The organism is Oleiphilus sp. HI0080 (assembly GCF_001635135.1).
Genome location: NZ_LWFU01000459.1, coordinates 1 through 23,786, shown reverse-complemented (window position 1 = coordinate 23,786; position 23,786 = coordinate 1). Strand labels below are relative to the sequence as shown.

24 protein-coding genes are annotated in these 23,786 nt (G+C 48.5%); 15 read left to right on the top strand and 9 right to left on the bottom strand.

Translation table 11 applies throughout. The annotated features are described in order from the left end of the window. The 3 genes from A3751_RS09295 to A3751_RS09285 form a co-directional block, all read right to left on the bottom strand. On the bottom strand, positions 1-1,591 hold a 1,591-nt coding region (locus tag A3751_RS09295), incomplete at its 3' end, for a M48 family metallopeptidase (protein WP_068454813.1). Positions 1,592-1,617: 26 nt separating this feature from the next. Beyond that, on the bottom strand, positions 1,618-2,214 hold the full coding sequence (locus A3751_RS09290) for a LemA family protein (RefSeq protein WP_068454810.1): 597 nt from the start codon (positions 2,212-2,214) through the stop codon (positions 1,618-1,620). A 95-nt stretch (positions 2,215-2,309) separates the two neighbouring features. Then, on the bottom strand, positions 2,310-3,434 hold the full coding sequence (locus tag A3751_RS09285) for a phosphoserine transaminase (RefSeq protein WP_068454807.1): 1,125 nt from the start codon (positions 3,432-3,434) through the stop codon (positions 2,310-2,312). Positions 3,435-3,670: 236 nt separating this feature from the next. Here A3751_RS09285 and A3751_RS09280 point away from each other — a divergent pair, with 236 nt between their 5' ends. Then, entirely contained in the window at positions 3,671-4,861 is a 1,191-nt protein-coding gene (locus tag A3751_RS09280; protein ID WP_068454803.1) for a thiolase family protein, read from the top strand. A gap of 94 nt (positions 4,862-4,955) precedes the next feature. On the opposite strand, the gene A3751_RS09275 is transcribed toward A3751_RS09280, so the two are convergent. Further along, positions 4,956-5,558, bottom strand: coding sequence for an FMN-dependent NADH-azoreductase (locus tag A3751_RS09275; RefSeq protein ID WP_156492352.1), 603 nt, complete (start codon positions 5,556-5,558; stop codon positions 4,956-4,958). Between the two features lie 168 nt (positions 5,559-5,726). Between A3751_RS09275 and A3751_RS09270 the strand changes: the two genes are divergently transcribed. Together A3751_RS09270 and A3751_RS09265 are read left to right on the top strand one after the other, a co-directional pair. After that, positions 5,727-6,629 (top strand): LysR substrate-binding domain-containing protein, encoded by a 903-nt coding sequence (locus tag A3751_RS09270; RefSeq protein WP_068454800.1) that lies wholly within the window; start codon positions 5,727-5,729, stop codon positions 6,627-6,629. A gap of 8 nt (positions 6,630-6,637) precedes the next feature. Then, positions 6,638-7,075, top strand: coding sequence for a hypothetical protein (locus A3751_RS09265; RefSeq protein ID WP_068454797.1), 438 nt, complete (start codon positions 6,638-6,640; stop codon positions 7,073-7,075). A gap of 24 nt (positions 7,076-7,099) precedes the next feature. Here A3751_RS09265 and A3751_RS09260 read toward each other — a convergent pair whose 3' ends face one another. Next, complete coding sequence (locus tag A3751_RS09260) at positions 7,100-8,053, bottom strand: homoserine kinase (RefSeq protein ID WP_068454794.1); 954 nt, start codon at positions 8,051-8,053, stop codon at positions 7,100-7,102. A 17-nt stretch (positions 8,054-8,070) separates the two neighbouring features. Then, positions 8,071-9,219, bottom strand: a complete 1,149-nt coding sequence (locus A3751_RS09255; protein WP_068454791.1) for an HD-GYP domain-containing protein — start codon at positions 9,217-9,219, stop codon at positions 8,071-8,073. 304 nt (positions 9,220-9,523) lie between these two features. Between A3751_RS09255 and sufB the strand changes: the two genes are divergently transcribed. The 8 genes from sufB to A3751_RS09215 are packed head-to-tail and all read left to right on the top strand — an operon-like array spanning position 9,524 to position 16,963. Beyond that, positions 9,524-10,972 carry a Fe-S cluster assembly protein SufB gene (sufB, locus tag A3751_RS09250; protein WP_068454786.1) on the top strand — a complete coding sequence of 483 codons (1,449 nt, stop codon included), beginning with the start codon at positions 9,524-9,526 and terminating at the stop codon, positions 10,970-10,972. 57 nt (positions 10,973-11,029) lie between these two features. Then, positions 11,030-11,788, top strand: coding sequence for a Fe-S cluster assembly ATPase SufC (sufC, locus tag A3751_RS09245; protein ID WP_068454782.1), 759 nt, complete (start codon positions 11,030-11,032; stop codon positions 11,786-11,788). 3 nt (positions 11,789-11,791) lie between these two features. Then, positions 11,792-13,054 carry a Fe-S cluster assembly protein SufD gene (sufD, locus tag A3751_RS09240; RefSeq protein ID WP_068454779.1) on the top strand — a complete coding sequence of 421 codons (1,263 nt, stop codon included), beginning with the start codon at positions 11,792-11,794 and terminating at the stop codon, positions 13,052-13,054. Between the two features lie 14 nt (positions 13,055-13,068). Then, positions 13,069-14,325 carry an aminotransferase class V-fold PLP-dependent enzyme gene (locus A3751_RS09235; RefSeq protein WP_068454776.1) on the top strand — a complete coding sequence of 419 codons (1,257 nt, stop codon included), beginning with the start codon at positions 13,069-13,071 and terminating at the stop codon, positions 14,323-14,325. A 20-nt stretch (positions 14,326-14,345) separates the two neighbouring features. Beyond that, positions 14,346-14,708 carry an iron-sulfur cluster assembly accessory protein gene (locus tag A3751_RS09230; protein WP_068454773.1) on the top strand — a complete coding sequence of 121 codons (363 nt, stop codon included), beginning with the start codon at positions 14,346-14,348 and terminating at the stop codon, positions 14,706-14,708. Positions 14,709-14,711: 3 nt separating this feature from the next. Then, positions 14,712-15,260 (top strand): putative Fe-S cluster assembly protein SufT, encoded by a 549-nt coding sequence (sufT, locus tag A3751_RS09225; protein WP_068454770.1) that lies wholly within the window; start codon positions 14,712-14,714, stop codon positions 15,258-15,260. A 2-nt stretch (positions 15,261-15,262) separates the two neighbouring features. Then, complete coding sequence (locus A3751_RS09220) at positions 15,263-15,721, top strand: SufE family protein (RefSeq protein ID WP_068454767.1); 459 nt, start codon at positions 15,263-15,265, stop codon at positions 15,719-15,721. 30 nt (positions 15,722-15,751) lie between these two features. Further along, positions 15,752-16,963, top strand: coding sequence for a phosphatidylserine/phosphatidylglycerophosphate/cardiolipin synthase family protein (locus A3751_RS09215; RefSeq protein WP_068454764.1), 1,212 nt, complete (start codon positions 15,752-15,754; stop codon positions 16,961-16,963). 30 nt (positions 16,964-16,993) lie between these two features. Here A3751_RS09215 and A3751_RS09210 read toward each other — a convergent pair whose 3' ends face one another. Together A3751_RS09210 and A3751_RS09205 are read right to left on the bottom strand one after the other, a co-directional pair. Beyond that, positions 16,994-18,199 carry a flagellar assembly protein T N-terminal domain-containing protein gene (locus A3751_RS09210; protein ID WP_068454761.1) on the bottom strand — a complete coding sequence of 402 codons (1,206 nt, stop codon included), beginning with the start codon at positions 18,197-18,199 and terminating at the stop codon, positions 16,994-16,996. Between the two features lie 10 nt (positions 18,200-18,209). Beyond that, a complete protein-coding gene (locus tag A3751_RS09205) occupies positions 18,210-18,740 on the bottom strand; it encodes an LPP20 family lipoprotein (protein WP_082863145.1) in 531 nt (176 codons plus the stop codon). Positions 18,741-19,005: 265 nt separating this feature from the next. Here A3751_RS09205 and traF point away from each other — a divergent pair, with 265 nt between their 5' ends. The 4 genes from traF to trmL all read left to right on the top strand — a co-directional run bounded on the left by traF (position 19,006) and on the right by trmL (position 23,339). Further along, the gene (gene traF / locus A3751_RS09200) at positions 19,006-20,289 is read left to right on the top strand and encodes a conjugal transfer protein TraF (protein ID WP_068454755.1); all 1,284 of its coding nucleotides are present in this window, start codon (positions 19,006-19,008) and stop codon (positions 20,287-20,289) included. A gap of 13 nt (positions 20,290-20,302) precedes the next feature. Then, positions 20,303-21,571: a multifunctional CCA addition/repair protein gene (locus tag A3751_RS09195; protein WP_068454752.1), complete on the top strand. Its 1,269-nt coding sequence runs from the start codon at positions 20,303-20,305 to the stop codon at positions 21,569-21,571. 122 nt (positions 21,572-21,693) lie between these two features. Then, positions 21,694-22,872: an acetyl-CoA C-acetyltransferase gene (locus tag A3751_RS09190; RefSeq protein ID WP_068454749.1), complete on the top strand. Its 1,179-nt coding sequence runs from the start codon at positions 21,694-21,696 to the stop codon at positions 22,870-22,872. Between the two features lie 2 nt (positions 22,873-22,874). Then, positions 22,875-23,339 (top strand): tRNA (uridine(34)/cytosine(34)/5-carboxymethylaminomethyluridine(34)-2'-O)-methyltransferase TrmL, encoded by a 465-nt coding sequence (gene trmL, locus A3751_RS09185; protein ID WP_068454746.1) that lies wholly within the window; start codon positions 22,875-22,877, stop codon positions 23,337-23,339. Between the two features lie 94 nt (positions 23,340-23,433). Here trmL and secB read toward each other — a convergent pair. Further along, a partial coding sequence (secB, locus tag A3751_RS09180) for a protein-export chaperone SecB (protein WP_068454742.1) occupies positions 23,434-23,786 on the bottom strand: 353 nt, incomplete at its 5' end.

Here is a 23,786-nt window from a genome sequence, read left to right as displayed (position 1 = left end):
TGGGCGCTTTTGCATACCCAAAATGAATATCGCAGGGGTTTCTGAACAGCTCGTAGGCGAGCCATTCTTTGAGACTGCGCTTCTTATCCCGACTTACTGCATCCATAAAGGTTTGTCGAAACCCTGCATAATTTGTTTTATCCAGATTCTTAAGTGCCGGAATCGCCGCTCTAAGCAAGTCTAGCTGCTGAGACAAGCTCAATTCGCTGAGATGCTCATTCCACGCACCCGTCGTTACCGAGTCATGCCCGATAAAGGCAAAAAACACAGCCTGCGCATCACTTGCGCCATGCACTAGCTGCAGAAGCGGCTTTATATCTTGTTCTCGCTTTGGCTCATCTTCGAAAGTGAGGCTGTCTTCGTGGTGAACACCTTCCAATGAACCGTCACTACTTTTGCTTACTGGCGAATAATCGATGCTATTCGTGGCTGGCTCGACTTCGCTTGATGAAGCGCTCTGCGCACCTGAAGCGAAGCCCATTGCACCCTCGTGCCGCAGTTCTGCATCTGCAGTAGATTCCAAGTAACGGCCATTCCAATTTGGCATCAAGCGCTCAATACGCTGGTCCAGTGGCGGGTGGGTTGCAAAGACTTTGCTGTGGAACGCATTACAAAAGAAGATGTGCCCTAACTCATAGGCATGCGGGTTATCAACTCGCGATCGAGGCCCATGACCACCGATAATACGAAGCGCACCAGCAATGCCCTCTGGGTTTCTTGTGAACTGAACCGCAGAGGCATCCGCCAAATACTCTCGCTGACGACTTAGGGCAGCTTTGATTACCGCACCAAAAAACTGACCAATAGAGCCAAGCAACCAAACGGCAAGACCTGCAATGAATATAAGTGCAGCGCCACCATTTTTCTCTCTAGAAGAAGCGCTACCAAAACGCCGCCGATGCCCCCTCATTGAGCCCGCATGCATAAGCATTCGACCGGTCTCGTTGATCATCAACAAACCATGCAAGGTTGCTACGATGCGCACATTCAAACGCATGTCACCATTGAGAATGTGGCTAAATTCATGTGCGACAACGCCTTGTAACTGTTCACGGTTTAACTGTTCAAGCGCACCTTGGCTAACGGCAATTACAGCATCATCAGCGAAAACACCAGCGGCGAAGGCATTAATGCCCAATTCATTGCGCAGGACGTAGACCGGCGGTACAAGCATCTGGGAGGCAAGCGCCATTTCCTCAACAACATTCAAAAGTCTTCGTTCTCGCGACTCCTTTGAATCAGGGGCGATGAGCGAACCACCCAGCATTTCAGCAACAACATGGCCACCTTTTGCCAGTTCACTCCATTTTGACCAAGTCGCGACGCCAATCACCGACGCAATAATAGCCGTAATCATGCCCACTTTACCCCAGCCGAAACGCTCAATGATGATCAGGGCCGCTTGCAACGGAGGCGCATTCGAGACATCAACACGATTTAGCGTTGCGATGTTGCCGAAGTCACTGATCCAAGCGAAAGCAATAAATAATAGATTTGAAAGAAAGATGAGCGTAAGGACGGAAATACAAAACAGAACAACCAGCCGCTTGCTCTGTTTTCGGGCTGAATCTTGAGCCTTATAGAAATTCATTGCTGCTCTTTAAGGCTCCGTGAAGACTAAAAGCTGACTTTTGGTGCCTGTTGAATCTGAGCGCTGTCCTCAAACTCCAAAAGAGAAGCATCGCTTCGAAACCCGAAAGTGGGTGCAAAAAAGTTGTTTGGGAAGCTTTGACGATAAACGTTAAATTGCATCACTGCATCATTGAACGCCTGACGAGAGTACGAAACCCGGTTCTCGGTTGATGTTAACTCTTCAGTTAAATCAGAGATATTTTGATTCGCTTTGAGTTCAGGGTAAGCCTCCACTGCAACATTGAGTGCGCCAAGCGCCGACTTCAACATACCCTCACCAGAAGCAATCTTGCCCAAAGCAGAAGCACTTGCTGGATTTTTAGAGGCTTCTTTCAAGCCCGCTAATGCCGTATTTCGTGCACTAATCACCGCTTCGAGCGTTTCTTTCTCATGAGTCAGATAGGCTTTAGTTGCCTCAACAAGATTAGGAATTAAGTCATATCGCCGCTTGAGCTGCACTTCGATTTGAGAGAATGCATTCTCATACTGATTTTTATACGCCACAAGCAGGTTGTATATGCGGACGATGTAAAACACCACGAATACCAACACTATCCAAGAAATCATCGTCGAGACTTCCATTACTCTTCCTCCATCATAGCCTTATCTAAGATTAGAACAGATTTGAATAATTACTCGGGTGTTTGACAAAAATCTACAGTTTATTGTGTCTGTGGTTATAAGACTTGCGCGTAAGCCCAAGCAAGCCAAGGCATCAAGGCTTCGACGTCAGAGGTATTCACGGTCGCACCACACCAAATTCTCAGGCCATCCGGGGCGTCTCGGTAAGAGCCAATATCAAACGCGACATTTTCGTCGGCCAGCAGCGTAATCATCGCTTTTACTTGTTCCGGGCTCGCATCAACCGTCAAGCAGACACTCGTATTTGAGAGCGTTGCAGGATCTCTCGCTAGAAAGTTAATCCAGTCGTGCTGAGTAACAAAAGCCTGTATCGCAGCCAGATTCGCTTCTGAGCGCGCAATTGCTCCAGTAAGGCCGCCCAGACTATCCACCCAACGCAATGCGTCCAGATAGTCCGCAACGCAGAGCATAGAAGGCGTGTTGATCGTCTCGCCTCTGAAGATCCCTTCGATCAACTTCCCCTTCTTGGTCATTCGGAAGATCTTCGGCAGGGGCCACGCTGGCGTGTATGTCTCGAGTCGTGCCACCGCTCTAGGACTCAGTATCAGCATACCGTGCGCACCCTCTCCCCCGAGTACTTTCTGCCAACTGTAGGTGACAACATCAAGCTTTTCCCAAGGCATCTCCATGGCAAACACCGCCGAGGTGGCATCACAGATCGTTAAACCTTCTCGATCGTCGGCGATCCAATCTGCATTGGGCACTTTTACACCTGCAGTAGTGCCATTCCATGTAAACACGACATCATGATTCGGGTTCGCCTGCGTCATATCCGGCAATACACCGTAATCAGCATGATAGTGATTCACATCTTCAAGCTTGAGTTGATTAAAAATGTCGGCAACCCAAGTAGAACCAAACGACTCCCAAGCAAACACATCAACCGGTCGTGCACCGAGCAACGACCAAAGAGCCATTTCCACGGCGCCTGTATCCGATGCCGGCACGATTCCAACGCGATACCCTTCAGGAAGCCCAAGCAAGCGAGCTGTTTCAGAGCAAGCACGCCCGAGAGCATCTTTACCAATCGCGGCACGATGCGAACGCCCAAGCGTTGAAACATCCAGCTTATTTACATCGTAACCCGGACGCTTACTGCAGGGGCCAGATGAAAAATTAGGGTTAGCGGGCTTAATGCTCGGTTTGTCGAAACCAGTCATGCTCTTACTCCGGATGACGCAAATTGAAGGCTCAAAAATAAGTCGGCAATGCTATCACCGGCTTTATATTAAGTCACTGATAAAACAGCGCTACCAAACCCCGAAATCAAGAGATATAACCAACATAACCCGTGCATACTTTATGTACTGTTTACCTCAACAAAGGCCTTGCTTTAAACTAACGCGCCTAAATTTAATCGACTGATCGATTCACTAACCGATGTATAGGAAAAAACATGTCAGCATATTCAGATAACGATGTCGTCATCGTCGCAGCAAAACGTACCGCAATGGGAAGCTTTGGCGGAAGCCTGAGCACTGTTCCAGCTCCTGAACTGGGTGCCGCCGCGATCAAAGCAAGCATTGAGCAAGCTGGCATCGCAGTAGGAGACATTGATGAAGTCATCATGGGTCATGTTTTACCTGCTGGCGTAGGGCAGGCTCCGGCGCGTCAGGCATCTCTAGGTGCTGGCATTCCAGAAAGCGTTCCGACCACCACAATCAACAAAATGTGTGGCTCTGGTATGAAAGCCGTCATGCAGGCGTTTGATGCTATCAAAGCGGAATCCTGCGAACTAATGGTGGCTGGTGGCCAGGAAAATATGTCGCTTGCGCCTTACATCGTTCCGAAAGCACGCACGGGCTATCGCCTCGGGCATGGCGAATTGCTAGACCATATGTTCTGGGATGGCCTGGAAGACAAATACACCGGTAAGTTGATGGGCAAGTTTGCTGACGAAAACAGTCAGGAAGACGGTCTTACACGAGAAGCGATGGACGAGTACACCTTACGCTCTCTTGAGCGAGCCCAAGCAGCAACCAATGAAGGCTGGTTTAAAGAAGAGATCACGCCATTCAGCGTTAAATCACGCAAAGGTGAAGTCATCTTTGATAAAGATGAGCTTCCTGGACAAGCTCGTCCTGAGAAGATTCCTTCACTACGCCCTGCTTTCGATAAAGACGGTGTTGTTACAGCCGCCAACTCTTCAGCCATCTCTGACGGCGCGGCAGCGGTTGTTCTTTGCTCTGGCAAGGTCGCAAAAGAGAAAGGCCTTAGCCCTCTGGCAGTCATTCGTGCGACCGCATCGCATGCGGAAGCGCCTGCGAAATTCACGCACGCTCCTTGTGGTGCTATGGAGAAGGTACTAAAGAAAACAGGCTGGAGCTCATCAGATGTTGACTTGTTTGAAGTTAACGAAGCATTTGCAATGGTAGCCATGACGGCGATGAACGCACACGACATTCCTGCAGAAAAAATCAACATTCATGGCGGTGCAGTAGCACTGGGCCATCCTGTTGGCGCATCTGGTGCGCGTATTATCGCGACCCTGATCTACGCTCTTAAGAAAGAAGGAAAAACCAAAGGTTTGGCTAGCTTGTGTATCGGTGGCGGTGAAGCGACAGCTGTTACACTAGAGCTTGTCTAGTTAGCGCTTGATCAAAAAACCAGAGTGAACGATGTTTCACTCTGGTTTTTTGTGTTAGAAGACAACAGGTGCTTCGCTTCTTAAACGATGGCATTCACGCCTTTTGTACGATCTCTGACAATTCTTCTCGCGCTTTCTTGAGCGAGGCATCTGCATCGACATTCATTCGATCTGCTGCGATGACTTCGACATGCTCAATGCCTATAAAGCTCGCAACTTGCTTCATATAAGGCACGACAAAATCAACCGCACTGCCTACAGGTGCTCCGCCCGTCGCCACTACAAGATACATAGTGTCGATATTCAACAACCCTTCCGGCCCATTCTCTGTGTACCGAAACGTTTCACCGACGCGACAAATCATATCAACCCATGCCTTCAACGATGCCGGAATACCAAAGTTATACATCGGCGTTGCCACCACTAAAGTATTCGCTTCTTTGAGTTCTGCTAGGAGTGCATCGCTCTGCTCGAGCAAGGCGTTTTGCTCATCACTGCGCTCTTCGGCTGGCGTGTAGAACGCGCCGACATGCGCACCTGTCACCAACGCAATATCATTGTTTGATACGTCGCGCTCAGATACTTTTGCCGCCCCAGCCTTTTCCGTTAATTTCGTGATCAATTCATTTGCCAACATACGACTTGTTGACTGATCACCCTGAACACTTGCCGACAATGAGAGAATATTTAACGACACAATTAACTCCTACCTGTTTCTTAATGATGATGTTGTATCAGCAAGATCTTAATCTCGCGATGCGCTTAAACCATGTGATCTAGTATAAAGATTGCGCTAACGTTTATAAGAAGGTACTTTTGCTCTATATCATCAATTTTTTTGAACAATCATCACGAGCACGCACACATGAATCTAAACAGCCCTATTACGATTGAGGCACTCAAAGTCCTTGATGTGATAGACCGCCGAGGCAGCTATGCAGCGGCAGCCGAGGAACTCGATAAAGTTCCTTCCGCTCTGTCTTATGTGGTTCAAAAGCTCGAAGAACAGCTAGACGTAACCCTCTTTCAAAAACAAGGTCGCCGTGCAGTGCTTACCCCCGCAGGCCGCTACTTGCTTGAGCAGGGGCGAGAACTTTTAAACTCTGTAGAACGCTTGGCAGAACAAACACAGAACATCGCTCGCGGCTATGAAAGCAAACTGCGCATCGCGATCGATACCATTATCAACCGTCCGGCAGTTTATGCCGTCTTAAAGCAATTCTTGGATGAACACCCTCTCATCGAAATTGATGTGCGAGAAGAGGCATTAAACGGCTCTTGGGAGGCATTGATTCAAGATCAAGTAGACCTGCTTATCGGCGGTGTCGAGCCAATCCCTATCAACAAAGGCATTAGAACGGAACCTATTGGCAATCTCGAGTTAGCTTATGTTGTTGCCCCAACCCATCCGCTCGCGAAAAAGAAAGGCCCGTTTTCACCCAAACAACTAGAACATGAGAGACGAGTCGTAACCCATGACTCTGCCCGAGAGTCCGTTAGTTGGTCACGCGGCTTGCACAACTCAAACAAACACTTTTATGTCCCGAACAGTCATAGTAAACGCTTGGCGCAATTATCAGGCATAGGGCTTGGCTTCCTACCAAGACACTTAATTGAAAAAGATTTACAGGAAGGGAGTCTAATTGAGCTTGAGTTAACCGAAAAACACAGCACACCTAGTACACTCTATATAGCCTGGAAAACAGTCAATCGTGGAAAAGGTTTAAAACAGTTACGCGATTTATTTAGTTCAGAACTTACTCTTTAAGGATAAACATGAAGCATCTTAGTCTTGCTCTTATATTGGCATTTTCACTGTTCTCGAGCGCGACTGTTTTGGCAAAATCACTGCCAAATACGCAAAAAATCATTCAGGAAACAGACTTGTTTATGTCCAATCTAGCGAAGGGTGATGCGGAAACAGCGATCAACCTGATATCGATATACCTCGGGATTGATGCGGAGCAGTTTAGCCAGCGAGCCCAAAAAATCATTAGCGACATGAAACGCATTAACGCAAGCGCTGGCAACCCGATAGCGTATGCAAAGCTGGATGAGCAAAGTATAGGCGATCACTTCTTTAAAGCTCGCTACTTACTAAAGTACCAACAAGCCGCCATCGTTTGGGAAATCAATTTTTATCAACCTCAGAATGGTTGGCGTCTGGTAGATATCAGCTTCAATGCCGACATTAATGCCCTATTCAAGGAATAAAGTTCGAGCTTCAGAAAAGCAGCGCTAAGCAAGCAAGTGTTCAAGAATTCCACGCATTTCGTCGGGATTTTTGATCGTTTCACCCGCAACACTCTCTTGCTGATAACTGGCAAGATATTTACTGGCGAGTCGAGAAATCCAGAAACGCAACGCAGCCAGCTCCAAAAATAGCGGCCAGGCCTGTTCATCCTGATCGCTCCAAGCATGTTCTGCTTTATATCCATCTAGTAGTGACGACATAAGGGCCCGATCGTAGCGTCCATCACTCTTCGTCACCCAGTCATTCGCGCACACCGCCAAATCAAACAACAAGCCCTCCGTACAAGCGTGATAAAAATCAATCACTCCTGATACTCGGCCACCTTCAAATAAAACATTGTCTTTGAACAGATCACCGTGCACCGTCCCTTTTGGGCAAGCATCCAGTTGCTGACGATAGTCAGCGTAACGCGCGACACAACGCTCAAGTAGCGCCAAATCGTCTCGCGCGATATGAGAATCCCGCAAAGCGTTCAGCTTCCCTTGCATCCAAGAAAGATCTCTGACCAGAGGGCGATGCCCACCAAACGTGCCAACAGCGTGATGCATTGAACCTAGCCATCGACCGACTTCAAAGCAATTGTTGAGATCCACTTGGTCTTTCGCCTGCCCGCTCAAACAAGGAACAATTAACGCATCTTTACCATGCAGCTGAAAAAGCGCCCTGCCAGAGGAGTCAACCAAAGGCGCGGGCACGCTCAAGCCTTGCTCAGCAAGGTGGCGAGTCAGATCCACAAAAAACGGCAACTCACTAGCTGCCATATTTTCGAAAACCGTCAAGACCCAAGAAGTCACGTCACCGTTTTTCTGAGTATCAAGAAAGTAGTTTGTGTTTTCGATACCTGCACTAATACCCTCAAGCCGAAGACATTTGCCGAGCGAGAATCGCTCAAGAATCGCTGTTAGATCAGCAGCAAGGACGTGGGTAAAAACTGCCATAGGGCTCGATTTCGACTCTAATTATTGATTTTGCTCTTGGCTTTATGCGCGCTGCTTTGCCAGGAAAGCTGTTTACGAAGCTCGCTCTGTCGGAAGTTGCAAACAACGTGCGGCTCGAGAGACGAAATATACCGCTTATCACCCGCGTCCGCATCTTTAGTCGCAACATCAATATCGAGGTTCGCGATCTGCTTATAACAAAGAACCTTAAAATCAGTGGCTGAATTTTCGAAAGGCTCTAGCACGACAGCAGCGCCGGCGTCTGCCAACATAACCTCGGTACCAGGAGGGAAGGCCCCCAACATTAGAATGAAACGATCCACGAACTCGGCATCAAACTGCTTGTCTTTACATTCCCAAAGAATCGACTTCGCATCGCGGATCGATCTGGCTGGCGCATAACTTCGTTCTGAAGTCATAGCGTCAAATGCGTCAGCAATGGATACAAGTCGAGCGAAGAAGGGAATCTCATTGCCTTTAAGCTTCGCCGGATAGCCCTCACCATCTATTTGCTCATGGTGTGACACCACAACTTCTATCAATTCTCGAGATGCGTTGGTCTGCGAAAGCAATATTTTTCGACCCTCGAGCGGGTGCACCCTAATAACTGCGTACTCGGCACTACTCAACGCGCCTTCTTTTTCTAAGATCGCGCTCGGGATCATGATTTTGCCGACATCGCTCAGTAAGGCAGCAAGACCCAGCTCAACAAGCTCCGCACGCTTTAAACCCTGATTCAGTCCAAGGCACATCGATAACGCCGCCGTTCGGAAGGCATGCTCAACAAGATAGGAGGCAGGATTTTTTACTTGGCAGAGGAACATCCAAGCATACATGTTCGTCTCAATGCTAAGAGCACAAGATGCAAGCAGCGCTCTCGTGCTTTCAAGATCCACTTGTTTTCCGATTCGCAGCTGCGCATAAAGCTCATCCACACTTAAGACGAGATCATCCGCTAGCGCATAAGCGCGCCGGATCTCTTTCTCAAACGGAGCATTCACCGTGATGAGCTCCGGATTGTTTTTCCTGAGCCCGAAATCCACACTAAGCTCATGGGATTTATCCTGCGATCCCTCAACTTGATAACTACAGTAGTTATTCTCTCCTAGCACCACCATGCCCTTAAAAGCGATATATTCAATCAAGCGTAGCAAAAGGATGTGCATTCTTTGTCGCAAAAGCGCTTGATTCTGAAAACTTACGTAACAAGTCTGCAATTTTTCACGCAAAAGTATAAAATCGCGCGCCAGAGCACACTTTTAGCCTGAGCAATCCAGATGGAGAGCGTGCAAATTAATACCTGACTAATTTAGTGGGGTATTATATAATCTCGTTTTCGTCGGATGCCGTACTCTCTTTACTAGGCCTTGCCTGTTCAAAAGTAGGCTTTACCGATTTAAGTTTCGTAGAGCTGTCTTAACTCGTTCCGCGAAGCAACCAATACACACGCAACAAAGAGCACTGTCTGGAATGTCTGAATCTGACAAAGCTGTTAAAGACCTTATCAAAAATGAGTACCAGCATGGTTTCGTTACCGATATCGAATCGGAAACGTTTGAGCCTGGTCTAAACGAAGATGTGATACGCCGCCTTTCTGCAAAAAAGAAGGAACCTGAGTGGATGCTCGAGTGGCGTTTAAAGGCGTATCGTGCTTGGCTCGAAATGGATGAACCAGAGTGGGCACATGTTAATTTCCCGAAAATCGATTTTAACGAAATTGCTTATTACTCTGCGCCTAAGTCGAAAGACGACGGTCCGAAAAGTTTGGACGAAGTCGATCCAGAGCTGCTCAAAACCTATGAAAAGCTTGGGATTCCTTTGCACGAAAGAGCGCGCCTTGCCGGCGTAGCGGTTGATGCGGTGTTCGACAGTGTTTCGGTAACAACGACATTCAAAGAAAAGTTAACCGAAGCTGGCGTTATTTTTTGCCCTATTTCCGAGGCGGTGCATAAGCATCCCGAGCTGATCAAGAAATACATCGGCTCAGTGGTTCCTCAAAAAGATAACTTTTATGCAGCGCTCAACTCGGCTGTATTTTCAGACGGTTCATTTGTGTACATACCGAAGGGCGTTCGTTGTCCTTTGGAGCTGTCTACTTACTTCCGAATCAACGAAGCAAAGACCGGCCAATTCGAGCGTACATTGATTATTGCCGATGAAGGCAGCCACGTTAGCTACCTTGAAGGCTGTACCGCACCAATGCGGGATGAGAATCAGCTCCACGCAGCCGTCGTCGAACTCGTGGTGATGGACGATGCGGAGATAAAGTATTCGACAGTACAAAATTGGTATCCCGGCGACGAAGAAGGCCGTGGTGGCATTTATAATTTTGTGACGAAGCGTGGCTCGTGCATTGGACGCAACTCCAAGATTAGTTGGACGCAGGTTGAAACAGGCTCGGCAATTACCTGGAAATACCCGAGTTGTATATTGCGTGGCGAAGGCAGCGTTGGCGAATTTTATTCAGTTGCATTGACCAACAACGCACAGCAGGCCGACACCGGCACTAAAATGATCCACCTTGGCAAAAACACCAAGAGCACAATCATTGCCAAAGGGATTTCAGCAGGAAAAAGTGACAGCAGCTATCGCGGCTTAGTGAAAATCGGCCCCGGTGCGGAGGGTGCTCGCAACTATACACAGTGCGACTCATTGCTCATCGGCGACAAGTGTGGTGCACACACGTTCCCGTATATCGAAAACAAGAACAAGAGCGCCATCGTGGAACATGAAGCAACGACTTCAAAAGTCAGCGATGACCAATTGTTCTTATGTCAGCAGCGCGGGATTGACGCTGAACGTGCAGTTTCCATGATCGTGAATGGTTTCTGTAAGGAGGTGTTTAAAGAGCTTCCTATGGAGTTTGCGGTAGAAGCAACAGCCCTACTCGAAGTTAGCCTCGAAGGCAGCGTCGGCTAAGTAAATGAATGACTTGTGCGTTGCAAATTGGCAGGGCACCAAAGCGGAAAGGTACACATGTTAGAGATTAAAGACTTACAAGCCTCGGTAGAAGACAAGCAAATTCTAAAAGGTCTAAACCTTGAGGTAAAAGCAGGCGAAGTACACGCAATCATGGGTCCAAACGGGAGCGGTAAAAGTACCCTTTCTCAGGTTCTTGCAGGCAACGAAGCTTACGAAGTTACCGGCGGTGCGGCAACGTACAAAGGACAAGACCTTCTTGAGTTATCGATAGAAGAGCGTGCGCGAGAAGGTGTTTTTCTGGCATTCCAATATCCAGTTGAAATCCCAGGCGTCAGTAATCTGCAGTTTTTACGCACCGCCATCAATAATATTCGCCAACATCGCGGTCAGGATGAGATTAACGCGTCGGAATTTATGAAGCTTGCAAAAGAGAAAATCAAGCAAGTGAATCTTGATCCATCGTTCCTGAAACGAGGCGTAAACGAAGGCTTCTCTGGCGGCGAGAAGAAACGCAATGAAATCATGCAAATGCTAATGCTTGAACCTTCGCTAGCCATTCTCGACGAGACCGACTCGGGGCTAGACATCGACGCATTGCGCGTTGTCGCAGATGGCGTTAATGCGCTTCGCTCACCAGAGCGAGCCGTTGTGATGGTGACACACTATCAGCGCCTACTCGACTACATCGTGCCTGACTACGTTCACGTGCTCTCTGGTGGCAAGATTATTAAATCCGGCGGTAAAGAGCTTGCTCTTGAACTGGAAGAGAAAGGCTATGGCTGGTTGGGTATAGACGAAGAAGCAGAGGCTTAATCCATGACGCAGTTTGGTTCTTTAAGCATCCTTGATGAGGCATTGTCGAATGCGCACCCTGAGGTGATTGCATCTATTCAGGCAAGCACACGGGCAACGCTTGCCAGCGCAAATCTTCCAACCCGACAAACGGAGAACTGGAAGTATTCTTATCGCCGTCTTGGTGATTTAAGTAGGCTCAATCGAAGTGAGAAAAGCGACGGCCAATCCCACATCGAAGCCGTAAGCAATGCCGTCGTTATCAACGTTTTCAACGGCATCGTGGATCAATCATCCATTGACGCCGTTTCATTGGATGGTCTCAGCGTTCTACGTTTTGATGCGATCGATGCGGTGCAGGCAAAATTGGTTCAAGAGCATACAGTTGGCCATCAACAAGGCGAACTAGAGCAACTCAACGGCGCTTTGTTTGATGATGCGATTTTTATCGATGTCGCGAAAAACACAGCGCTAACCCAGCCGATACAACTAAACTTTATCCACTCAGGGGCGGGCCTCAGCACGCCTCGTGTGTTTGTACACATGGGACAAAGCGCTCAGGCTACAATCATAGAAGCGCATCAAATCGAGGATATGGAAACCGCATTTGTTTCAAACCAGATGACGGCGCTTGTTTCTTCAAACGCAAAATTAAATTACTTGCGTATGAATCCAATTGCAGATTTCTACAAGCTAGCCACCGCAACACGAGCTATCCTCAAGCGCGATGCTGTATTTGAAAGCGACTCGCTGTGCTTAGGCGCAGGTATGGGGCGACATGATCTGCATGTACTGATGACCGAGCCGGGCGCGCACTGCGAGTTAAACGGCGTGGTTGTCACCAAAGAAAAACAGCATTTTGATAATCATACGAACATCGAACATATCGCCTCCAACTGCACCAGCGAAGAAAACTATCGCTGCATTGCTGATGATAAGTCTCACATTGTTTTCAACGGCAGAATTCATATCCACAAGGATGCCCAGAAAACTCTTGGCGAAATGAACAATCGCAACCTTCTTCTCTCAAACAGTGCCGCAATTGACACAAAGCCAGAGTTAGAGATTTACGCAGACGATGTAAAGTGTGCGCACGGCGCAACGATCGGCCAGCTAAACGAGAAAGAAGTGTACTATTTGAAGACACGTGGTTTGAGCGATGATCAAGCGCGGCAAATGCTAACGCTTGGCTTCGTACTTGAACTTGTTCGTGCCGTCCCTATTGAAGATCTAGCAAAACGCTGGGAAGAGAGCCTTTCTCAACTTCTTAGCTTCCAAGAGAAATAGCGAAGGGTGATTTAATGCGTGCATCAAGCTCATCAGCTTTTGGCGTAAGCGAAAACTCAAGTCTAGCCAACGCTGCGCGACGAGACTTCCCGATCCTGGAACAGAGTATCGGCAAGAATCCGCTTATCTATTTAGATAGTGCTGCGAGCGCTCAAAAACCGAGTGCGGTGATAGACGCGATGACCGCCTATTACCACTCGGACAACGCGAATGTGCATCGTGGCGCCCATACGCTCGGTGATCGAGCGACCGCTTCGTTTGAAGGCGCTCGCGATAAAGTACGCGCTTTTCTCAACGCTCGCGAACGCGAAGAGATCATTTGGACAAAAGGCACCACCGAAGCAATTAATTTGGTCGCCAATGGTTTGGCCGACCGACTAAGCGAAGGCGATGAAATCATCGTTACCCGAATGGAGCATCATGCCAATATTGTACCGTGGCAAATGCTTGCAGAGCGGACTGGTGCGGTCGTCAAAGTTTGGGAAATAAACCAAGCTGGAGAACTCATTTCGAACGGCTTCGAACAGTTACTTAGCGCCAAAACCCGAATCCTTGCATGCACGCACGTGTCTAATGTTCTAGGTACGATAAACCCAGTAAAAGACATGATTGCCAAGGCTAGAGCGGCAGAGGTCATTACTGTGATTGATGGCGCACAGGCGACGCCGCATTTCTCAGTCGATGTACAAGATTTAGATTGTGACTTTTACGCGTTCTCATCGCATAAATTATTCGGCCCAACCGGGATCGGTGTGTTGTATGGGAAGCGAGAACAGCTAGAAGCCATGCCACCCTATCAAGGCGGTGGTGAGATGATCGAACGTGTTAGTTTTGAGGGAACGACCTTCAACAAACTACCTTACAAATTCGAAGCCGGAACACCCGCCATAGGCGAATCTGTTGGCCTTGCGAGCGCCATTGACTACCTGAACGCCCATGATCGACTGGCGCTTGAAAAGCATGAAAACGAGTTGCTTGAAAATGCCTTGCAGCAAATGTCAGGCATCGACGGCATGTCGATGATCGGCACGGCTGAAAACAAAGTGCCTGTCATGTCATTTAAGATAGATGGGCTTCACCCTAGCGATATAGGCATGCTGCTGGATCAACAAGGGATTGGCATTCGCACAGGACACCATTGTGCTATGCCGTTGATGGATTTTTATGGCTTGCCCGGTTGTGCGCGCGCCTCATTCGCGTTCTACAACACACACGAAGAAGTAGACCAATTATTTAAAGCACTCGCTAAAATAAAGCGAATGTTCGCTTAGTTAAGATCTGAGAATCAGTTATGAGTATTGCGACATTTGAGCCAAATCAATCTGTTTCGTTTTCTGAAGCAGCTTGCACACACATCGCTAAAGAAATCGAGAAAAGCGGCGGAGACAAACTTTTTCGCCTCTACCTCCAAACGAGCGGTTGCTCAGGCTATATGTACGAGACAGAGCTTGTTGATACGCCGGCCGAAGGAGATGTTCAGTTTGAACAGCATGGTGTCAGCGTCTCAGTCCCAGCTAAAGACTTAGCCGTTCTGGCAGGTACTGAAGTCGACTTTATCAAAGTTGGCTTGAACAGCATGTTCCAATTCAGAAACCCTAACGTGACAGGCGAATGCGGTTGTGGCGAGAGCTTTTCCGTAACAGAGGAAGCGTAATTAATGGCTGAACGCGAAGTAGTAGTGACAAAACGCGAAATAGCCGCGCGCATTGTTCCTGCAGGCACAGAAATCTCCATTCCAAAAGACACCTTTGTCACCATCACCCAATCTTTGGGTGGCACCTTTACCGTCTCTGTAAATGGCAATCTTGCCCGAATTGAAGGCCGCGATGCCGACGCATTAGGCAAAACGGTCGTCTATGAAGAGGTGGCAGCACCAGAAGACGGCTCGGTCAGTGAAGAGCAGGTATGGGCCGCTCTAAACCAAGTATACGACCCAGAAATCCCAGTTAGCGTTGTAGAGCTTGGACTGATCTACAATTGTAAGGTCAAACAAAATGAGCAAGACGCAAGCAAGTATGACGTGTTCATCACGATGACATTAACGGCGCCGGGTTGCGGCATGGGCCCCGTTATCGTCGATGATGTGCGTCATTATGTGGCTCGAGTGCCAAATGTCAGTCGCGTAGAGGTAGATTTGGTTTTTGACCCTCCTTGGAATAACGACATGCTATCGGACGAAGCAAAATTGGAACTAGGACTTTTATAAGCATGAGCCTCCCTACTCTCGAAACATTTAAAGCAAACCCTTTAGGTTCAACAACGACCATCGAAGACGTGATTGATGCCTTTGAGTTCTTAGATGACTGGGAGGAGCGCTACGGCTACATCATTGACCTTGGCAAATCATTGCCTGAGTTTCCGGACTCACAGCGAGTCGAAGAAAATTATGTGCACGGATGTCAAAGCCAAGTGTGGCTAATCCATCACTATGATGCAGAAAGCAAAAAGCTGTATCTCATGATTGATAGCGATGCGATCATCGTTAAAGGGCTCGCTGCGATCGTGTTAGCAACACTAAATGCAAAAACCCCCCAAGATATTCTATCCATGGATGTCGAAGCCAGCTTTGAGAAGATAGATCTCATGCGACATATTAGCCCATCGAGAGGTAATGGACTCAGAGCCATGCTGGAACTGATCAAACAAGCGGCTGAAAAATACCAATAGCCGTTCCTAGGCAAGGAGTAGGTGACTAGAATGATCGATAAGGATTCAATTCATCACTCCTCATCCGCGAAAGCGGAGTCCTCACACCACGCCCCCTATCCTGCTGAACAGACCGCCCCGCTAATTGAAAACGTCTTCAGCGATGCTGAGTCGTACTTTAAAGCGCTCAAGCACTGCATGGAGCATGCGCGATTTCAAATCGACATGGAGGTGTATATTTACGAATCCAAGCACCTAGGCAAGCACGTTTCTGAGGCACTAAAGCACGCAGCTCAACGAGGTCTTACTGTAAGACTTCTCACAGATGGCTACGGGATCAGTCACGACTTTGAGAGCACAGCCCGCGATCTGGTTGCCCACGGCGTCGATGTGCGTATCCACAAACCGCTGCCATGGAATCTGGAACATTGGCGCTATTCTGTCACGCACACACACGGCCTCCGAAAATGGTTCTTTCTCTTACTGGCTATCAACAAACGCAATCATAGAAAAACAATCGTCATAGACCACCAACACTTGTTCATGGGCAGCATCAATGTGAGCAACAGCCATCTGCATACAGATCATGGCGGTCAAAATTGGCGCGATACTGCGCTACATGTTCAGGGGGCTTCACTAAAACCGATTGAGCAGGCCTTTGAGGCCAGTTGGAACTACTCGAAGCGAAAAGTAAGGCGGGTCATTTCAAAAAAAGCGATGAACTCCAATTTCTTGCTCAACTACACCCGCACTTTACGGAATCATCATGATCATCTTTTACTGTCAAAAATATGGGGAGCAAAACAGCGAATACTCATCACTAATGCTTACTTCGTACCAGAGAATACACTACTCCGCGCCTTAGTCGGTGCCGCCAAAAAAGGCGTTCGCGTTAGCATTATTTTGCCCGAAGAATCAGATGTATTCTTTATGCCTTGGGTGGCGGCATACTTTTATCGCGTTCTATTAAGCGCAGGCGCAAAAATATACGAATACACTCCTGCCATGTTACACGCAAAGACGATTGTCATAGATGATTGGTGCACGATCGGCTCGAGCAACTTAAATCACCGAAGTTTCCGGCACGATCTTGAAGTCGATTACATTGTTCAAACGGACGATGCACGCGCGCAATTATTGCAAGATTTTGAGTCCGATATTGCGCAGTCAACGGAACAAAGGCTGGAAGATTTAGGCAAGAAGAAAACGTGGCGCTTGTTACTCGGAGCGGTGATCCTACTCTTATTCGGTCGCTGGCTTTAGCGCACTCGCCGCCCAAAGACACACATTTAACTACCAAATAATCAACACATCATCCTGCTGAATGTTTACCCGTCCCGGATCAATATTGACCGTACCGCTGGCAAAGTTCGGATGCACCTGCGAGACCGTTAATACGGTCTTGGTATTGTTCAACTCGATCCCCGTTCGCTGAAAAGCATCATGATAATTATAGCTACGATAAACACTCAGTTTATCCCCGGGTTTTAGACCTGAACTCGCGCCGGAACCAAAGTGCAAGATTTTCCCATCAACACGCGCAATACGCGTCATAAACGGCTGACAACGCAGCTGTTGATCGAGAGAGTAAGCCATATCATCGAGCAAAGCGGCAACCGCTTGCCCATAACCCATTTTCCAGAACACTTGAGAACCAAAGCCAACCTGCTCTTCGATACCGACTGTCCAGGCGCCTTCGGTCGCAAAATTGCTCTGCCAAATTAATTCTCCACTCAAGCCATCATGAACAAACAGATCAACCGAAAACCGTCGACGCTCATTCGCCTGAGCAAAAAATTTAATGCTACGCCTCCACAATGACGTGGAATAGGCTTTCGGGTTAACCAAGCCAAGATCTCTTACCACACCAGAAACGACGAACTGAACATTCAATTGTTTCGCATACGTCATGGCTTGAGTCAGCATACGCTGCCCATCCAAAGAGGTAGGCGCATTATACGCATCCGCAAACGGTGCATCGTAACCGCGTTCAAACAACACCATTGACTCATGCGCAGACAAAGACTCCGCCAACGCACTCGTGAGACCATGCTCTATTCCATTCAAGCCACCAATACTCGCCTGCCCTGGAACCTGAAGATTAAAACCGAGAAGTGCCAGTGATTTCTTATACTTTCCTGCATCTGATCCTGGACACTCTGGAACGCGCTCTAGATCAGCAGCATAGCGAATACTGATCGTCTCTTCGTTTACGTTTTCTTCAAGAATTTGTTCGCGCCGAACACTAACCTGACTATCGGCGTTCAATTCATCACTCACTAAAACGCCATTTTTCAACGATTGATGGCTCGACAAACGAACACCAAACTCAAGCATGGCTTGACGCAATGCGTCTAGACGCGCCGCCTCTCGGGCCTCCGCGTAACTGACATCTTTGGTTGAGGCAGAGCCAGTCACTTCGATCCACTCGGAATGCGCAGAAAAACTCGCAGCAAACATAACCGCAATGAGACATAAAAATGACAGCATAGGTTTCATGGCGCGCCTCCTAATTCAAGTGATATTGTCGACTCATCGGAGCTCGACTAACACGACTGGGCGAGCCAGCCTCTGGTATCGGACGAATACAATCGGCACTCGCTTTGAAACTATTGACGTTGTTTATGCAATCGATGAAGTTACCCGGCAGGGACAATTCAAGTACCGTTTCAATACCCGTCTTTTCATTTTCGACAATCGACACCACTCGAGCCCCACGAATTACCGTCTCGATTTGTGTGGAATAACTGTCGCTTTGCAGCTCAAAATCGGTCACCGACGAGCTTCCCGCGAGCGAAAGCCCATAAACGCGTTCAGCAAGATTTCGGTATGCATCAAGCTTTGAAGCCCGAATCGCCAGCAGACGCTTCGGATCGGCCTTACCATCCTCGGTTGCCTGATAAAATGCATAGCCGGTTGCCTGAAGAGTAACAGGCGGCTTTGCTTCAACCCCCTCCTCTTCCGACTCGGCTAACAATGGAAAAGGCCAAAGAAAAGCAAGCGCAACGATCATGAACGAAAAGTATCTGTACCTAGACATTAAGAAAACTCCGAATCTTGACGCGATATGATGCTCACTCCAAACGGCACGTCAGAGGGCGATCATCGACTTAAGTATCCAGTGGTGATTCAAATTCCATGCCACCAATTTTAGGAGAAGCCTTGCCGCTTTATAGCCCGCAAAACCGGGCACATCTCAAAAGGTAATTGCGAATTCGTGACGCAGATGTCTTTGTACTCGACAACATTTAGATACAATCTGCAGAGTTGATCGTTTTTTCAGAATTACTTGGAAGTCATCCTATATGCAAACCGGATTTGTCAGAGGTCTATTTTTCTTCCTCAGCCTCTGTATCGGTGCACAAGCCTTCGCAGGCTATCGCACAATGCTCGACCCCCGCTCAATGGCAATGGGTGGCACTGGCGCCGCTGCTGCAACCAAATTCAACGCGTCTTACCATAACCCCGCACTGATTGCTTTTAACAGAGGGAGCAACCCAGACAGATTATTCGCTAGCGCATCGTTCGGTGCTCGAGAGCTATACAACACCGACTGGGATAACAACCTTCTCGAATTTCAAGATAGCAACGTCGTTGAGGATTATGACAATAACGCTACAGCAGATAACGCTATACGGGTTCGAGAAAGCTTACGAGACCTGAATATGGAGAGTTATCGAAAAGACGAAACCTCGTTATTCAGCCTCTTAATTGATACTGACCCGGTCACGCTCAATTTTTATACCCGAAGGGATATTCGCGAAATGACCGTGATTCGAAATCGAGACGAAGCCTTACTTGGAGAGCTAATCTATGAGGCGAATAATGGTATCTCGAGAGTCGGCAGCTTAGAGGACTCAATGGTCTCGACGGTCGATAACACCTACGTTGATATCAGCGAGTTTGGTGTCACCGTCGCAACAACGAACGTCATCTCTTACAACATGCCAATATCGTGGGGATTCACGCCCAAGCTAATGGAGATACGTGGCTCTCATCGCGGAGAACGCGTCTTAGATTACGATCCTGAGAATCCGCCAGATAAACGCGTTAGCAATGACTTTCTAGAGTGGAACGTCGATCTTGGCTTCTCAATGCTGATGACTGAGTCGTTTATGCGCGAAGAGCTTGGTATGTCTGGCCCACTTCTGGATGGAGAATGGATCTTCTCGCTTGTTGGCATGAACATGATACCAACCGACTTTACGCCTTATCATCCCGTGGGCAACTTCTTTATAACCTACCCAGGAACAGCGCGCGCTGTGCAGGCGCTTTACCAGTTTGGTGTGGCGCATTACCGCCAGAACTATATGCTCACGATGGATATCGATCTCACCGAAAACGAAGTTTATGACTTTGAAGGTTTGACGCGCTTCTTAAGCATGGGCGGAGAGTACTATTTGCGCGACGACTTTCATCTAAGAGCAGGCATGCGATTTAACTTAGCGCAGACTTCAGAAGCGGCAAAAGACAAAGCCATCCTAACTGGCGGCTTTATGTACCAACCTCATGGCTTGAGCATCGAAGCTGCCGCAATGGTGAACGAAGTTGAACTCGGCGGTACCATTGGTATTGGTTATGCGTTTTAGCTAAGCTAGGCGCATGCTTCAGCCAACACACTTTCCTTTTATCGACACCCCCGGCACCGTATATGTGGTCGGTGGCGCTGTGCGAGATGAACTACTCAATACACCGATAAAAGACCATGACTGGGTGATCGTCGGCGCAACGCCGGAGCAGATGACGAAAGCCGGCTACCAACAGGTTGGCGCAGACTTCCCTGTATTCCTCCACCCCGAGACAAAAGAAGAATATGCACTCGCGCGTACCGAACGCAAACGAGGTCGGGGCTATCACGGTTTCGTTTGTGACTTTGATAGCAGCGTTACCCTCGAGCAAGACCTGGAGCGCCGCGATCTGACCATCAATGCAATGGCACGCTCTAAAAACGGGGAATTGATTGACCCATTCTGCGGCAAAGCTGATCTAGAAGCCCGAATCCTGCGCCATGTTTCACCCGCCTTCATGGAAGACCCCCTACGCATTCTGCGCATTGCGCGTTTCAGCGCACGTTTTGCCCCTCTGGGTTTTTCTATCGCGCCAGAAACAATGACGCAAATGAAGGAAATGGTCGATGCCGGCGAATTACGCGACCTGACTCCCGAGCGTGTTTGGCAAGAAACATCGCGCGCGCTAGCGGAAAATGTACCCTTGCGGTACTTCGAAGTGCTTCGCTCTTGCGGCGCATTAAAAGAGTTAATGCCAGAACTCGAATCCCTCTTCGGCATTCCGCAACCAGAAAAACATCACCCTGAGATTGATTGCGGCCTACACGCATTTTTAAGTCTGGAGACCGCTTGCCAGCTATCTGACTCTATCGCCGTGCGCTTTGCTGCATTGATTCATGACCTTGGCAAAGCACTAACGCCCGAAGCTCAATGGCCAAAACACCACGGACATGAACTCAGTGGTTTAAAGCCAATCAAGACGCTTTGTGAGCGCCTTCGAGTTAGCAATCATGAGAAAAAACTCGCGTTACTTGCCTGCCAGTATCACACGCACATCCATCGAGCCTTTGAACTTCGGCCTGAGACCGTCTTAAAGGTCATCAAGGCCTGCGATGCGCTTCGAAAACCAGAGCTATTTGAAGAGATTCTTCTTGTCTGCATCGCAGATGCTCGAGGAAGAACGGGATTTGAAGCAGAACCATATCCGCAAGCTGAATACTTTCGACGCGCACTCCAAATCGCCAAGCACATCGACGTCAAAGAGCTTGTTCGCAGCGGCCTGAAGGGCAAAGAACTCGGCGAAGCAATTGATAACGCCCGTATTAATGAGCTGAAGCAGCTAAAAGAGTCCAGACAAAATTAGACGCTCTATACAGTTCCCCCTATAATCCGCTCCTGTTTAATTCTTCAGCCTTTGTTCAAAGAAGCTAAAAAGTAACGAACCATTAGCCTCAGCCAAAGGCCTCACTTTGTTCGGAGTTTATTATGCGTAATGCTGTTATTGTTGCTGCGGGGCGCAGTGCCATCGGTTCATTTGGTGGCGCCCTTTCCTCTCTCAGCGCAGTTGAAATTGGCAATCAGGTCATCCGAGGTGTGCTTGCGCAGGCAAACATTGACGCGGAGCAAGTAGACGAAGTCATTCTAGGACAAGTATTAACAGCGGGATGCGGACAAAACCCTGCACGCCAAGCATCGATTAAAGCTGGCCTGCCTGCCAGTGTCCCAGCAATCACGATTAACAAGGTTTGCGGCTCTGGTCTGAAAGCCGTACAGATGGCCGTTCAAGCTATTCAGCTTGGCGACGCGGACATGGTCATTGCTGGCGGACAAGAGAGCATGAGCAACGCACCACATGTTTTGCCAAATAGCCGAAACGGCCAGCGCATGGGCCCTTGGAGCATGGTCGACACGATGATCACTGACGGTCTTTGGGACGCGTTCAACGACTACCATATGGGTATTACAGCCGAAAATATCGCTGAGCAGTTTGATATTGCGCGCGAGGCACAAGATGCATTTGCACTCGCCTCCCAAAACAAAGCAGAAGCGTCTCAGCAGGCTGGTAAGTTCGATGGAGAGATTATTCCGGTGACCATCCCGCAACGAAAAGGTGATCCAGTCACCTTTGACCAGGACGAGAACATTCGAACGGGCGCTACGCTCGAATCGATTGCCAAAATGCGCCCCGCCTTCAAGAAAGACGGCAGCGTTACCGCAGCGAATGCATCTTCACTCAATGATGGTGCAGCCGCCGTTATCGTTTGCAGTGAAGACAAAGCACGCGAGCTTGGTCTCACCATTCTCGCGACAGTAAAAGCCTATGCGAACGCCGGCGTTCAGCCCGAGATCATGGGGACAGGCCCAATCCCGGCGAGCACACGCTGCCTTGAGCGCGCAGGCTGGTCCGTCGATGACCTAGACCTGATTGAAGCCAATGAGGCCTTCGCCGTTCAGGCAATTTCGGTCAACCAAGGAATGAAGTGGGACACCAACAAAGTAAACGTCAATGGCGGAGCCATTGCTCTTGGCCATCCTATTGGCGCATCCGGTTGTCGTGTGTTGGTCACTTTACTTCATGAGATGATTCGACGTGACGCCAATAAAGGTCTTGCGACCTTATGCATCGGTGGTGGCATGGGTGTAGCGCTGGCTGTCGAACGCTAGGCATGTTTAACATCGTTTTGTTCGAGCCGGAAATACCGCCCAATACAGGTAATATTATTCGGCTTGCCGCCAACACCGGCTGCAAGCTGCATTTGATTGAACCTTTAGGCTTTGATCTGGATACGAAAAAGTTAAGGCGGGCCGGGCTCGACTACCACGAGTTTGCCGATGTTCTGACCTACGCATCGTATGCCTCGTTTACCGATGCTCATCCAAACGCGCGAATCTTTGGTATGACCACAAAAGGAAGTCGTCCACATACAGACCTAAACTACCAAAAGGATGACTTCTTTCTTTTTGGCCCAGAAACCCGAGGTTTACCAGATGACGTGCGATCAGGGCTCGGTCAAGAGTTTTGCATTCGTATTCCAATGCTTGATGGAAGCAGAAGCTTAAATCTATCAAACTCGGTGGCAATTGTGGTTTATGAAGCATGGCGACAACTCAATTTCAGCGCTGGAAGCTAAATAAAGCTTCTAACAAAAAAAAGGCCACTCAATTGAGCGGCCTTTTTTCATCTAACACGAAGTACATGAAGCACTTCGCGACGCAATCTACTTATTACTGAACAGTAGAGTCTTGTGCTTCCGCACTTGCTGCTTCTGCTTCTTGTTGTTGCTTCTTCTGTAATGCTTGCGCAAACATGGCATCAAAGTTTACTGGCGCCAACATCACAGGCTGGAAACCGCCCTTAACAACTGTGCTATCGATCGTTTCACGCAAGTACGGGAAGATCAAGTTCGGACAAACCGCACCAACGGCATGATGATATTGAAGACCTTCCAAACCTGAAATTCGGAAAATACCCGCTTGCTGCACTTCCACAATAAATGCAGTCATATCTTCAACCGTGACCGTAAGCGTGATTGTCACAGACACTTCATGAACATCCTGATCTATCACGTTGTGCTTGG